Genomic DNA, 12,690 nt, shown 5'->3' with positions numbered 1-12,690 from the left:
CCACCGAAAGCAGGGGGTGTGGGAACGGGCCCCCCCCCCTCCCCCCCCCCCTCCCCCCCCCCCCCCCCCCCCCCCCCCCCCCCCAACCCCACCCCCCCCCCCCCCCCCCCCCCCCCCCCCCCCCCCCCCGCCTCTCCTCGTCCCTCAGCGGGTGAACAGCGGCTCGCCGGGCGGAGCCGGCGCGTCCGACGGCAGCAGCGCCAGGTCCAGCCCGCGCACCAGCCGGGCCCGCAGGGTGGTGTCCGCCGCCAGTGCCTCGGCGACGCGGCGGGCCGCCACGGGGGCCTGCGCGTCGGCGGCCAGCACGATCGCGAGGGTGCCGTCGGCGTCCGCGCCGCCCGGGCCGAGGTGGGCGCGCAGCACGGCCGGCTCCGCGGACACGGCGGCCCGTACGGCCTCCCGTACGGCGGGATCGGCCAGCGGGCCCGCGTCCGTACGGCCTTCGGCGAGTGCGCGCAGCGCGGAGCCGGTGAGCTGGTAAGGGACGGGGCCGGCGAGGTCCAGGACCACGGTGTCGGCCTTCTCGTGCGCGGCGGCCGCCAGGGCCTGGTGCAGCGGGACCGCCACCGGCCGGGCCGCCGGGTCCCAGAGCGCGAGCGAGGCGATCGAGGTGAAGGCGGGCAGGGCCCGCCGGTCGCCGGCCCGCAGGGTGGGGACGGCCATGTCGCTGGTCTTCTCGCGCTTGAGGCCCGTCTCCGGGTCGGTCTCCACCTCGCCGAGGACGGCGACCACCGGGACCAGCAGGCGGGCGTCCTTGAGCGCGGCCAGCACCTCCGGTTCCTTCGCCCTGTCCTGGGCCCAGGCGGCCAGGGCCGCGGTCAGCCGGGGATCGGCCGAGCCGTCGTCGTCGGAGAAACCCGGGTCGGGAATGTTCTTGTTCGCCATGTTCGCCACAGTTACCCGACCCTACTGTGCCGGGCGCGACGGCGCCGTGAGGGGTTGGCACGGGGCCGCTAGGCCCGGACAGGGCTAGCGGCCCCGGGTGCCCCGTCGCGGGCGCCGCGCCAGTACGGCGGCCAGTACGAGCAGCGCCGCCCCCGCGACCGCGGCCGCCGGGGCGCCGAGCCGGGCGCCCCGTTCGGGCGGGCGGACCGGCTCGGGGCCGGGGCCGAAGTACGGGCGCTCGGCCGCGGCGGGAGCGGGCACCGGAGCCTCGGGCCGCATCGCCTCCGCGACCTGCAGGGCGGCGGCGGGATCCACCATCCCGTGGCCGCGGGCGTCGTCGCGGCCGCCGGCCGGGGCGTTGGAGGCGGTGTCCTCCAGCAGCTTCTTGATCTGGGCCGGGGACAGGTCGGGGTGCGCGGCCTTGACGAGGGCGGCGGCTCCGGAGACGAAGGCCGCCGCGGCGCTGGTGCCCCAGCCCTCGTAGTACGAGCGGTCGGGGTCGGCGATGACGACGTCGACTCCGGGGGCGCTGACGGTGGCGTACCAGTTGCGGGTGGAGAACTTGGCCTTCTTGCCGCGGCGGTCGACGGCGGTGACGGCGATGACCCCCGGATAGGCGGCCGGGTAGGAGACGCGGTCGCCCGTCTCGCCGCCGTTGCCCGCGGAGGCGACGACGACCACGCCCTTGGCGAGGGCGTACTGGACGGCCTCGTCCTCGCCCGCCTCGTGGTGGGCGGAGTCGCTGTCGTCGCCGAGGGACAGGTTGATCACGTCGGCGCCGTGGTCCGCGGCCCAGCGGATGCCCTCGGCGAGGGCGCCGCCCTTGCTGTCGCGGGCCTGGGCGCGGCCCGGGTCACCCTCCTCGAGGATCACCCGGACGGGCAGGATCCGCGCCTGCGGGGCGACGCCGAGGACGCCCTGGCCGCGGCTGGGGCCGTGGCCGTGCCCGGCGATGATGCTCGCCATGGCGGTGCCGTGACGGGCCCAGGAGCGGTCGCCGCGGCCGGCGCCCATGCCGATGAGGTCGGTGCCTTCGAGGACCTGCCCGGCGAGGTCGGGGTGGGATGCGTCGACACCGGTGTCCAGGACGGCCACGGTCACCCCGTCGCCCCGGGTGGTGCCCCAGGCCTCCTCGGCCCGCAGCGCCAGGAGGCCCCACTGGCGGTCCCGGATGGCGTCGGCGGCGGCCGGGGGCGCGGTGGCCGTCGCGAGGAGGGCGGCGGTGATCAGGGTGGCGGCGCCCTGCCCGAACGCCCGTGGCCGCCCTGGGAGTTGTCGAGGCCGCCGGAACGGTCGACGGGTCATCGCGTGGCCTCCGGGGCGGGCGGAGCAGGCGTGGCGGGCGGAGCGGCGAGGAGCGCCACGCCGTGCCCGATGCGGTCGGCGACCGCCCGGGCCTCGTGGCCGAGGCCCGCCTGGGCGACGGCTCCCGTGGCGTCCTTCTTCATCAGGTCCTCGGCGGGGCGGGGAGCGTCCAGCGGGCGGCCGTCGGCGAAGGCGGAGACGGCGTAGACGACGACGGGGGCCTCGTCGCGTACGGACGCGGCCCAGGCGGCGCGCTGGGCGTCGGCGAATCCGTACGCGGGCGGGGCGGTGATCCGGCCGGTGAGCGCGGTCATCGCGGGGGCGTCGGCGGGGGTGAAGACCATGCCGACGGTGATCAGGGAGCTGCGGGTGGCGTCGGTGTAGGTGGCGCGGAGCACGCGGGTGCAGCCGGTGGCGGCCAGCAGGCTCTGCCAGTCGGCGGCGAGGGCGGCCGAGCACTCGGCGTCGGGGGCGAGCGCGATGCGGGTCCAGGTCCGGTCGGCGCCGCCGGGGCCGGCCGCGGGCCCGGTCAGGACGGGCGGGAGGAGGCTGTCCACGGGGGCGGCGCGCCACAGCGACTCGGCCTTGCGGTAGGCGGCGTCGGCGGCCAGGGGACGGTGCGCGGCGCGGTGTTCGGCCCAGGTGGTGACGGCGGCTCCGCCGACGAGGCCGCCGCCGAGGAGGAAGCAGAGCACGGCGGCGAGGACCCGGCCGGGGCTGCGGCGCGGTGGCGCGTGCGCGGGCGGCGGGGGTGGATCGGGCTCGCCCAGGATCGTGGTCCGCGGTGTCGTCGTGGTCATCCGGCGGCTCCGCCCCCCGTTCCGTACGGCTGCCTCCCCGTACTCTACGGGGTCCTCGCCGGCCGCCCGGCGGAGCCAACGGCCGAGCCCTGGATCGGTGCCCCGGCTGGACCCGAGCCAGCCGCCCGACCCCACCCCGGCCCGAGCCCGGCACCAGCACGCCGCCTACCCGCGAACACCGACGGCGGCACCCGGCCAGGCCGGGGCGGTGACTCCCCGGCCCGGTGCGGGGTGGTGGCCCGGCCCGGCTTCGGGAGGAGGCCGGGGTCGGTTCGGGCCGGTGGGACCTCGCCGGGGGCGTAGGACGGCCCCGGCCGGGGGCTGGCCGGGTCGTGGGTCGCGGGCGGCGCCTCGGGTACGGCCGGAGGTGGGGCTGGGTGGGGGCTGTGGGCCTCTACCCAGCGGTAGAGACCTCTGGCAAGCTGCCGCCCATGAACTCCCCCGCCGCCGACCGCGCCCGGTACGACCGGGCGACCGCGCACCTGGACGCGCCGTTGGCCCTCGTGGACCTCGACGCCTTCGACGCCAACGCCGACGACCTCGTGCGCCGGGCCGGCGGGAAGCCGGTCCGGGTCGCCAGCAAGTCGGTCCGGTGCCGTGCGCTGCTCGAACGGGTGCTAGCCCGGCCGGGGTTCGCCGGGATCATGTCGTACACCCTCGCCGAGTCGCTCTGGCTGGCCCGGTCCGGGTTCGAGGACGTGCTCCTCGCCTATCCCTCCGCCGACCGGGGCGGCTTCGGTGAGCTGGCGAACGACGCCAAGCTGGCCGGCGCGGTCACGGTGATGGTGGACGATCCCGCGCAGCTGGAGCTGATCGACGGGGCCCGGGACGGGGGCGCGGAGGAGATCCGGGTCTGTCTGGAGCTGGACACCGCGCTGCACCTGCTCGGCGGCAGGGTTCGCGTCGGGGCCCGCCGCTCACCGCTGCGCGAGCCCGGCCAGCTGGCCGAGCTGGCCCGTACGGTCGCCGCCCGGCCCGGATTCCGGGTGGTCGGGCTGATGGCGTACGAGGGTCACGTCGCCGGGGTCGGGGACGCGCTGGCCGGCCGGCCGCTGCGCTCCCGGGCCATCCGGCTGATGCAGAGCGCGGCCCGCAAGGAGCTGGCGGCGCGGCGGGCCGCGGTGGTGCGGGCCGTGCGGGCCGTCGTACCGGATCTGGAGTTCGTCAACGGCGGCGGGACCGGCAGCGTGCAGCAGACCGCCGCCGAAGAAGCGGTGACGGAGATAGCCGCCGGGTCGGGGCTCTACGTGCCCCGGCTCTTCGACAACTACACCTCCTTCAGCGGGCGTCCGGCCGCGCTGTTCGCCCAGCCCGTGGTGCGCAGGCCCGGTGTGGGCGTGGTGACCGTGCTCGGGGGCGGCTACCCCGCCTCGGGCGCGGCCGGCGCGGACCGGCTGCCGGTTCCGTATCTGCCCCAGGGGCTGCGCTACGACCCCCAGGAGGGCGCCGGCGAGGTGCAGACCCCGCTGCTGGGCGGCCCGGCCGACGATCTGCTGATCGGCGACCGGGTGTGGTTCCGCCACGCGAAGGCAGGCGAGCTGTGCGAGCGCTTCGACACGCTGCACCTGGTGGAGGGCGACCGGGTGACGGCCACCGCCCCGACGTACCGGGGCGAGGGCCGTACGTTCCTGTGATCGGGCCGACGTAGCCCGTCGTGGCGTACTCTCCCCCGGCTGTCCGCTGGATGGGGGGGGAGGCCTACAGCGGGGTCACGTACGCGCCGGAGATGCCGCCGTCCACGAGGAAGTCGGTGGCGTTGATGAAGGAGGAGTCGTCGCTGGCGAGGAAGGCGACGGCGGCGGCGATCTCGGTGGGCTCGGCGAACCGGCCCAGCGGGATGTGCACGAGGCGGCGGGCGGCGCGCTCCGGGTCCTTGGCGAACAGCTCTTGGAGCAGCGGGGTGTTGACGGGCCCGGGGCACAGGGCGTTGACCCGGATGCCCTCGCGGGCGAACTGCACGCCGAGCTCGCGGGACATGGCCAGTACGCCGCCCTTGGACGCGGTGTAGGAGATCTGGGAGGTGGCGGCGCCCATGATGGCCACGAAGGAGGCGGTGTTGATGATCGAGCCGCGGCCCTGCTCGCGCATGTAGGGCAGGGCAGCCTTGCAGCACAGGTAGACGGAGGTGAGGTTGACGTCCTGCACCCGGCGCCAGGCGTCGAGTTCGGTGGTGAGGATGGAGTCGTCGTCCGGGGGCGAGATGCCCGCGTTGTTGAAGGCGATGTCGACGGAGCCGTAGGTGTCGTAGGCCGTCTTGAAGAGGGCGTCGACCTGTTCCTTGTCGGTGACGTCGACTTGGACGAAGGTGCCGCCCACCTCCTCGGCGGCGGCCTTGCCGGCCGTCTCGTCGATGTCCGCGCACACGATGTGGGCGCCTTCGGAGGCCAGCCGGCGGGCGGTGGCGAGGCCGATGCCGCTGCCGGCTCCGGTGATGACGGCGGTGCGGCCGACGAGGCGGCGGCAGACGATTTCTTCGTTCTTGTCGTTCGACATGCGGATCAGGCCTCCGTGCTGATGAAGACGTTCTTGGTCTCGGTGAAAGCGGTGAGGGCGTCGGGTCCGAGCTCGCGGCCGAGTCCGGACTGCTTGTAGCCGCCGAAGGGGGTCCAGTAGCGGACGCTGCTGTGGGAGTTGACGGACAGGTTGCCCGCGGCGACGGCCCGCGAGACGCGCAGCGCCCGGCCGATGTCGCGGGTCCAGAGCGAGCCGGACAGGCCGTACTCGGTCGCGTTGGCCAGGCGTACGGCGTCCTCCTCGTCCTCGAAGGGCAGGACGACGGCGACCGGGCCGAAGACCTCCTCGGCGGCCACGGGCGCCGTGGGGGCCACGTCCGTGACGAGGGTCGGCGGGTACCAGAAGCCGGGGCCGTCGGGGGCCGTGCCGCGGATCGCGGTGAGGTCGTCGGTGACGTAGGACCGTACGCGGTCCAGCTGGGTCCGCGAGATCAGCGGGCCCATCTGCGTCTTCTCGTCGAGCGGGTCGCCCACGGCCACGGACGCGATGCCGGGGGCGACGAGCTCCAGGAAGCGGTCGTAGGCGGAGCGCTGTACGAGGATCCGGGTGCGGGCGCAGCAGTCCTGGCCGGTGTTGTCGAGGAAGGCCATCGGGGCGGCCGCCGCGGCGGCCTCCAGGTCCGCGTCGGCGAAGACGATGTTGGGGCTCTTGCCGCCGAGTTCGAGGGTGACGCGCTTCACCCGGTCGGCGCACTTGGCCATGATCTGCTTGCCGACGCGGGTGGACCCGGTGAAGACGATCTTCGCCACGCCGGGGTGTTCGACGAGCGCGTCGCCCGCGACGTCGCCGCGGCCGGGGAGCACCTGGAAGAGGTACTCGGGGATCCCGGCTTCGAGGGCGAGTTCGGCGAGGCGCAGCGCGGTCAGCGGGGTGGTCTCGGCGGGCTTGAGGAGGACGGCGTTGCCGGCGGCGAGGGCCGGGGCCAGGCCCCAGGCGGCGATCGGCATGGGGAAGTTCCAGGGGGCGATCACGCCGATGACGCCGAGGGGTTCGAGGAAGGTGACGTCGATGCCGCCGGCGACGGGGATCTGACGGCCGGAGAGCCGTTCCACTCCCCCGGCGGCGAAGTCGAGGAGGTCGCGGACGTTGCCGGCTTCCCAGCGGGCGTTGCCGATGGTGTGGCCGGCTTCGCGGACCTCCAGCTGCGCCAGTTCCTCGATGTGCCCGTCGACGACCGCGGCGAAGCGGCGCAGGAGCCGGGCCCGGTCGGCGGGGGCGGCCGCCGCCCAGGCGCGCTGGGCCGCGGCGGCCCGGGCGACGGCGGCGTCGACGTCGTCCCGTGTGGCGGCCGGGACGATGGCGACGGTTTCCTCGGTGGCCGGATTCAACACTTTGAGATTGAAGGGGGCCAGCACATCGGACACGTGGTGCCTCACAGTCGTTCGAAGGTGGGGGATCCCGCGGATCCCGGGGGTTCGGCGGGGATCAGAGGCGTTCGAAGGAGCGGCGCAGCTCCCAGTCGGTCACCGCGGAGTCGTACGCGTCGAGTTCCACGCGGGCCATGTTGCGGTAGTGGGCGACCACTTCGGGGCCGAAGGCGGCCTTGGCGATCTCGCTGTTCTCCCAGAGCTCGGCGGCCTCGCGCAGGGTGGCGGGCACGTGCGCGTAGTCGGCGGTGTAGGCGTTGCCGGCGCACGCCTCGGGCAGCTCCAGGCGGTTCTCCAGGCCGTAGAGCCCTGCGGCGACGAGACCGGCCACGGCGAGGTAGGGGTTGACGTCCCCGCCGGGGAGGCGGTTCTCGAAGCGCATGGAGCGGCCGTGGCCGACGACCCGAAGCGCGCAGGTGCGGTTGTCGACGCCCCAGGCGACGGCGGTCGGCGCGAAGGATCCCGGCCGGAAACGCTTGTACGAGTTGATGTTCGGGGCGTAGAGAAGGGAGAAGTCGCGCAGCGCGGCGAGCTGGCCGGCCAGGAAGTGCCGCATCACCGGTGACATGGCGCCCGGCCCGTCTCCGGCCATCGCGTTGCGTCCGTCGGCGTCATTGAGCGAGAGGTGGATGTGACAGGAGTTGCCCTCGCGCTCGTCGTACTTGGCCATGAAGGTGAGCGAGACGCCCTCCTGGGCGGCGATCTCCTTCGCCCCGGTCTTGTAGACGGAGTGCTGGTCGCAGGTGGTCAGCGCCTCGTCGTAGCGGAAGGCGATCTCGTGCTGGCCGAGGTTGCACTCCCCCTTGGCCGACTCGACGATCAGGCCCGCGGCCTGCATCTCGTTGCGGATGCGGCGCAGCAGGGGTTCGACGCGGCCGGTCCCGAGGACGGAGTAGTCGATGTTGTACTGGTTGGCGGGGGTCAGGCCGCGGTAGTGGGAGTTCCAGGCCTGCTCGTAGGTGTCCTGGAAGACCATGAACTCCAGCTCGGTGCCGACCATCGCGGTGTACCCGTGCTCGGCGAGGCGCTCCAGCTGGCGGCGCAGGATCTGCCGGGGAGCGGCGACGACGGGCGAGCCGTCGTTCCAGGCGAGGTCGGCCATGAGGAAGGCGCTGCCGGGGTTCCAGGGGATGCGGCGCAGGGTGGCGGGGTCCGGGTGCATGGCGAAGTCGCCGTAGCCCCGGTCCCAGGAGGACATCTCGTACCCGTCGACGGTGTTCATGTCGGTGTCGACGGCGAGGAGGTAGTTGCAGCCCTCGGTGCCGTGCTCGAGGACCTCGTCGAGGAAGAACTGTGCGGCGAACCGCTTGCCCTGGAGCCGCCCCTGCATGTCGGGGAAGGCCAGGACGACTGTGTCGATCTCACCGCTGGCGACGAGGGAGCGGAGCTCCTCGGGCGCGAGCGGCGGCTTGCGGTCTACCACGGGAATCTCTCCTTCGGTGAGCCGAGGAGGCCTAAGGTATTGAATAGAACCATTGCTTGGGAAGGGGAGGAGCCGAGATGACCGAGACGGCGAGCGAGGGCGACGCCGCACGGCGGCTGAATCCGGTGCTGCGGCAGGTGCGGGCGGGCAACGGTTTCGAGGAGGCGCTGGAGCAGATCCTCCAGGTGGTCCGGCTGGGCCTGGTGCCGGGCGGCGAACGGCTGCCTCCCGAGCGCGAGTTGGCCGAGCGGATGGGGATCAGCCGGGTCACCCTGCGCGAGGTGCTGAAGGTACTGCAGGACCAGGGACTGGTGGAGTCGCGGCGCGGTCGGTACGGCGGAACGTTTGTGCTGCCCCGCCCCGACACCCCGGCCGGCGGCGCCGAGGAGGAGCTGCGCCGGCGCGTCGCGGGGGTGGACATCGAGGACGTCCTGCGCTTCCGCGAGGTCCTGGAGGTGGGGGCGGCCGGGCTGTGCGCCTCCCAGGGGCTGACCGAGGAGGGCACCGAACGGCTGCTCGGCGCGCTGGGGGCCACCCACGACGCCCCGCTCGCCGACTATCGCCGCCAGGACACGCTCTTCCACCTCACCCTGTGCGAGCTGGCCGGATCCGCCACCCTGACGGCCCAGTACGCGGCCGTCCGGGCCACCGTCAACGACCTGCTGGACTGCATCCCGCTGCTCGTGCGCAACCTGGAGCACTCGCAGCAGCAGCACACCGCGCTGGTGGAATCGGTGCTGGAACGGGACGCGGCCGGGGCGCGCGAGACGATGCGCGAGCACTGCTGCGGCACGGCGGCGCTGCTGCGGGGCTTCCTGGCCTGAGCGGAACCGGGGGGCCGGGGGGCCGGGGGATGGGGGGCCGGGGGCCGGGGCTCCAAGGGGCGGGAGGCATTCGTAACTTCTGTTTAACGCAGAGGTCTTGCGCGCTCCCCTCCACTACGGCAAAGGTACGCCCCACAACCATTGCCCTGAGGCAGGAGCGCACGATGGCCGACGACATCGAGGCACGGCTGACAGCCGCGCCCGCACCCACCACATCCCCCGAGGGCGGCGACGACTACCTGCAACGCCGCACGCTGCGCCGCGGCAGCGCCGGCTGGCTGCTCCTCACCGGTCTCGGCGTCGCGTACGTCGTCTCCGGGGACTTCTCCGGCTGGAACCTCGGCCTCGCCAAGGGCGGCTTCGGCGGCCTCGCCATCGCCACCGTCCTCATGGGCGCGATGTACGCCTGCCTGGTCTTCTCCCTCGCGGAGCTGTCCACCATCCTGCCGACGGCGGGCGGCGGCTACGGTTTCGCCCGCCGCGCGCTGGGCCCCTGGGGCGGCTTCCTCACCGGCACCGCCATCCTCATCGAGTACATCCTGGCCCCGGCCGCGATCGTCATCTTCATCGGCGACTACGTCGAGTCCCTCGGCCTCTTCGGCCTCACCTCCAGCTGGCCGGTCTACCTCGGCTGCTTCGTCATCTTCATCGGCGTCCACCTCTGGGGCGTCGGTGAGGCGCTCCGCTTCAGCCTCGTCGTGACCGCCATCGCCGTCGCCGCGCTGCTGATCTTCGCGGTGGGGGCCTTCACCGAGTTCGAGGCAGGCGGCCTGAACGACATCCCGGTGGACGCGGACGCGCTCGGCTCGAACTCCTGGCTGCCGCTGGGCCTGCTGGGCATCTGGGCCGCCTTCCCCTTCGGCATGTGGTTCTTCCTCGGTGTGGAAGGCGTACCGCTGGCGGCCGAGGAGGCGAAGGATCCGGTCCGCTCCATGCCGAAGGCGCTCTCCCTCTCCATGGGCGTCCTCGCCCTGCTGGCGCTGATCACCTTCTTCGCCGCGACCGGCGCCCAGGGCGCCGACGCCGTCAAAGCCGCGGGCAACCCGCTGGTCGTGGCCCTGGAGGGGGACGGCGGCCCGACCGCGCTGAGCCGCTTCGTGAACTACGCCGGCCTGGCCGGCCTGGTGGCCTCCTTCTTCTCGCTCATCTACGCGGGCTCGCGCCAGCTCTTCGCCCTCTCGCGGGCCGGTTACCTGCCCCGCTTCCTCTCGCTCACCTCGAAGCGCAAGGCCCCGTACCTGGGTCTCGTCATCCCCGGCGCGATCGGCTTCGCCCTGGCCGCGGCCAGCGGCGACGGCGCCCGCATGCTCAACATCGCGGTCTTCGGCGCGACCATCTCCTACGCCCTGATGGCCCTCTCGCACATCGTGCTGCGCCGCCGGGAGCCGGATCTGGAGCGCCCGTACCGCACCCCGGGCGGGGTCCTGACCTCCTCGGTGGCCTTCACACTCGCCCTGTCGGCCCTGGTCGCCACCTTCCTGGTGGACAAGGACGCGGCATTCATCGCACTGGCCGTGTACGCCGTCGCCCTCGCCTACTTCGCGATCTACAGTCGGCACCACCTCGTGGCCTCCGCCCCGGAGGAGGAGTTCGCGGCCCTCGCGGAAGCCGAGGCGGAACTGACCCGCGACTGAGATCCTTTCCCGACCGTCTCGACTCCCGACCGTCTCGACCCGCCATGGAGGTAAAGAACGTGCCCAGGCCGCTCATCGGCATCACCACCTACGTCGAGGAATCCACCCGCTACGGGGTCTGGGACCTCCCGACGTCCCTGGTACCGACCGGGTACTACGAACTCGTCCAGGCGGCGGGCGGCGCGGCCGTGCTGCTCCCCCCGGACGAACCCGGATCGGCGGCGGAGGTGCTGAGCCGGGTGGACGGCCTGGTCGTCGCGGGCGGCCCGGACGTGGACCCGGTCCACTACGGCGCCGCACGCGACCCCCGTACGGGCGACCCCGCGACGGTGCGCGACCACTGGGAGCTCGCCCTGATCGCGGCCGCACTGGAGGCGGACGTGCCCGTGCTGGGCATCTGCCGGGGCATGCAGGCGCTGAACGTGGTCCTGGGCGGCACGCTGATCCAGCACATCGACGGCCACGTCGACACCCCGGGCGGCACGTCCTGGCATCCGGTCCGCCCGGTCCCGGGCACCCGGTACGCGGCGCTGGTCCCGGAGGAGGCCCAGGTCCCGACCTACCACCACCAGGCCGTCGACCGCCTGGGCCACGGCCTGGTCGTCTCGGCCCACGCGGTCGACGGCACGGTGGAGGCGATCGAACTGCCCGACCCGGCGCGCTGGGTCCTGGGCGTCCAGTGGCACCCGGAGCGGGACAAGGACACGAGGGTGATGTCGTCCCTGATCGAAGCGGCCATGGCCCGCGCGGCGGTCCCGGTGGCCTGACCACATCCAGCCCCACCGGCCAAACCAGCCCCGCCCGGCCAACCCAGCCCCGCCCGGCCAAACCCAGCTCCGCCCGGCCAAACCCAGCCCCGCCGGGCCAAACCCCAGCCCCGCCGGCGTTTGAGGCGCTCTTTCAGCCCCGCCGGCGTTTGAGGCGCTCTTTCAGCCCCGCCGGCGTTTGAGGCGCGGGGGTCCGGGGGCAGCGCCCCCGGCAACCGCGCCGCACCCGAATCCGCAGCTACGCCTTCCCCCGCGTCAGCGACAGCAGATCACGCGCCGGACCCGCCGGGCGCGAGCCCCCCGGCCAGACCGCCCGCAGGGCCCGCCCCAGCCCGGCCCCCGACACCGGCACCTCCACCAGCCGCCGCGCCGCCACCTCGTCCCCCACGGCGAGCTCCGACAGGACACACGGCCCGGCGCCGCTCAGCGCCGCCGCCTTCACCGCCGTGGTCGAGGCCAGCTCCAGCAGCGGCGCCGCCAGCCCCCCGCACCCGGCGAGCGCCGCGTCCAGCACCTGCCGCGTCCCCGACCCCCGCTCCCGCAGGATCAGCGGCGTCGCCGCCAGTTCCGCCGCCTCCACCCCCCGCGAGCGCCGCGCCCACGCGTGCCCGGGCGCCACCGCCACCACCAGCCGGTCCTGCGCGATCACCGCCGAGTCCAGTCCCTCCGGCACCGTCAGCCCCTCCACGAAGCCGAGGTCGGCCTCGTGCGCGAGGACCCGTTCGGCGACCACCGCCGAGTTCCCCGCGTGCAGCGACACCGCCGTGTCCGGCCGCTGCCCGCGCAGCGCGATCAGCCAGCCGGGCAGCAGGTACTCCGCGATGGTCATGCTGGCGGCCACCCGGAGCCGCGAGTCCCGCCGCCCCCTCAGCGCCTGCGCCCCCGCGTCGAAGGCCTCCGCCGCCTCCACCACCCGCCGGGCCCAGTCCGTGACCAGCGCACCCTCCGCCGTCAGCGTCGACCCCCGCGGCGACCGGTCCACCAGCGCCACGCCGAGCCGCGTCTCCATCGCCCGGATCCGGCTGCTCGCCGCGGGCTGCGTGATCCCCAGCCGCCGGGCGGCGCCGCTCAGGCTGCCGACCCGCGCGACCGCGAGCAGCAGCTCCAGCGCGCCCAGGTCCGGCACCCGGTGCGCCAGCGGAACCCACTCCTCTTCACCCATAACATCAGT

General features: G+C 74.4%; 11 protein-coding genes. 4 read left to right on the top strand and 7 right to left on the bottom strand.

The annotated features are described in order from the left end of the window. Nucleotides 1-144 precede the first annotated feature (144 nt). The 3 genes from ACZ4TV_RS13825 to ACZ4TV_RS13815 form a co-directional block, all read right to left on the bottom strand. Nucleotides 145-885, bottom strand: a complete 741-nt coding sequence (locus tag ACZ4TV_RS13825) for an SseB family protein (protein ID WP_468134087.1) — start codon at nucleotides 883-885, stop codon at nucleotides 145-147. 84 nt (nucleotides 886-969) lie between these two features. Continuing rightward, on the bottom strand, nucleotides 970-2,190 hold the full coding sequence (mycP, locus tag ACZ4TV_RS13820) for a type VII secretion-associated serine protease mycosin (protein WP_468134085.1): 1,221 nt from the start codon (nucleotides 2,188-2,190) through the stop codon (nucleotides 970-972). After that, complete coding sequence (locus tag ACZ4TV_RS13815; protein ID WP_468134083.1) at nucleotides 2,187-2,990, bottom strand: hypothetical protein; 804 nt, start codon at nucleotides 2,988-2,990, stop codon at nucleotides 2,187-2,189. Before ACZ4TV_RS13815 ends, mycP begins: the two co-directional genes overlap by 4 nt. 431 nt (nucleotides 2,991-3,421) lie before the next feature. On the opposite strand from ACZ4TV_RS13815, the gene ACZ4TV_RS13810 reads away from it, so the two are divergent. Then, the gene (locus ACZ4TV_RS13810; protein WP_468134081.1) at nucleotides 3,422-4,624 is read left to right on the top strand and encodes an amino acid deaminase/aldolase; all 1,203 of its coding nucleotides are present in this window, start codon (nucleotides 3,422-3,424) and stop codon (nucleotides 4,622-4,624) included. Nucleotides 4,625-4,688: 64 nt separating this feature from the next. On the opposite strand, the gene ACZ4TV_RS13805 is transcribed toward ACZ4TV_RS13810, so the two are convergent. The 3 genes from ACZ4TV_RS13805 to ACZ4TV_RS13795 are packed head-to-tail and all read right to left on the bottom strand — an operon-like array spanning nucleotide 4,689 to nucleotide 8,294. Then, nucleotides 4,689-5,483, bottom strand: coding sequence for a 3-oxoacyl-ACP reductase (locus tag ACZ4TV_RS13805; RefSeq protein WP_468134079.1), 795 nt, complete (start codon nucleotides 5,481-5,483; stop codon nucleotides 4,689-4,691). Between the two features lie 5 nt (nucleotides 5,484-5,488). Further along, nucleotides 5,489-6,880: an aldehyde dehydrogenase family protein gene (locus ACZ4TV_RS13800; protein ID WP_468134077.1), complete on the bottom strand. Its 1,392-nt coding sequence runs from the start codon at nucleotides 6,878-6,880 to the stop codon at nucleotides 5,489-5,491. 49 nt (nucleotides 6,881-6,929) lie between these two features. After that, nucleotides 6,930-8,294: a glutamine synthetase family protein gene (locus ACZ4TV_RS13795; protein WP_468134075.1), complete on the bottom strand. Its 1,365-nt coding sequence runs from the start codon at nucleotides 8,292-8,294 to the stop codon at nucleotides 6,930-6,932. A 77-nt stretch (nucleotides 8,295-8,371) separates the two neighbouring features. Here ACZ4TV_RS13795 and ACZ4TV_RS13790 point away from each other — a divergent pair, with 77 nt between their 5' ends. The 3 genes from ACZ4TV_RS13790 (at nucleotide 8,372) to ACZ4TV_RS13780 (ending at nucleotide 11,519) form a co-directional block, all read left to right on the top strand. Continuing rightward, entirely contained in the window at nucleotides 8,372-9,118 is a 747-nt protein-coding gene (locus ACZ4TV_RS13790) for a FadR/GntR family transcriptional regulator (RefSeq protein ID WP_468134073.1), read from the top strand. A 164-nt stretch (nucleotides 9,119-9,282) separates the two neighbouring features. Beyond that, nucleotides 9,283-10,752 (top strand): ethanolamine permease, encoded by a 1,470-nt coding sequence (gene eat / locus ACZ4TV_RS13785; RefSeq protein WP_468134071.1) that lies wholly within the window; start codon nucleotides 9,283-9,285, stop codon nucleotides 10,750-10,752. A 59-nt stretch (nucleotides 10,753-10,811) separates the two neighbouring features. Further along, nucleotides 10,812-11,519, top strand: coding sequence for a gamma-glutamyl-gamma-aminobutyrate hydrolase family protein (locus ACZ4TV_RS13780; RefSeq protein WP_468134069.1), 708 nt, complete (start codon nucleotides 10,812-10,814; stop codon nucleotides 11,517-11,519). A 238-nt stretch (nucleotides 11,520-11,757) separates the two neighbouring features. Here the strand turns inward: ACZ4TV_RS13780 and ACZ4TV_RS13775 are convergent, their stop codons facing one another. Further along, nucleotides 11,758-12,681 carry a LysR family transcriptional regulator gene (locus ACZ4TV_RS13775; protein WP_468134067.1) on the bottom strand — a complete coding sequence of 308 codons (924 nt, stop codon included), beginning with the start codon at nucleotides 12,679-12,681 and terminating at the stop codon, nucleotides 11,758-11,760. Between the last annotated feature and the right edge of the window lie 9 nt (nucleotides 12,682-12,690).

This window comes from Streptomyces sp. NPDC028910, assembly GCF_055564955.1.
Note: the sequence above shows the minus strand (reverse complement) of the source record. Positions and strands in the feature narration are given on the sequence as shown.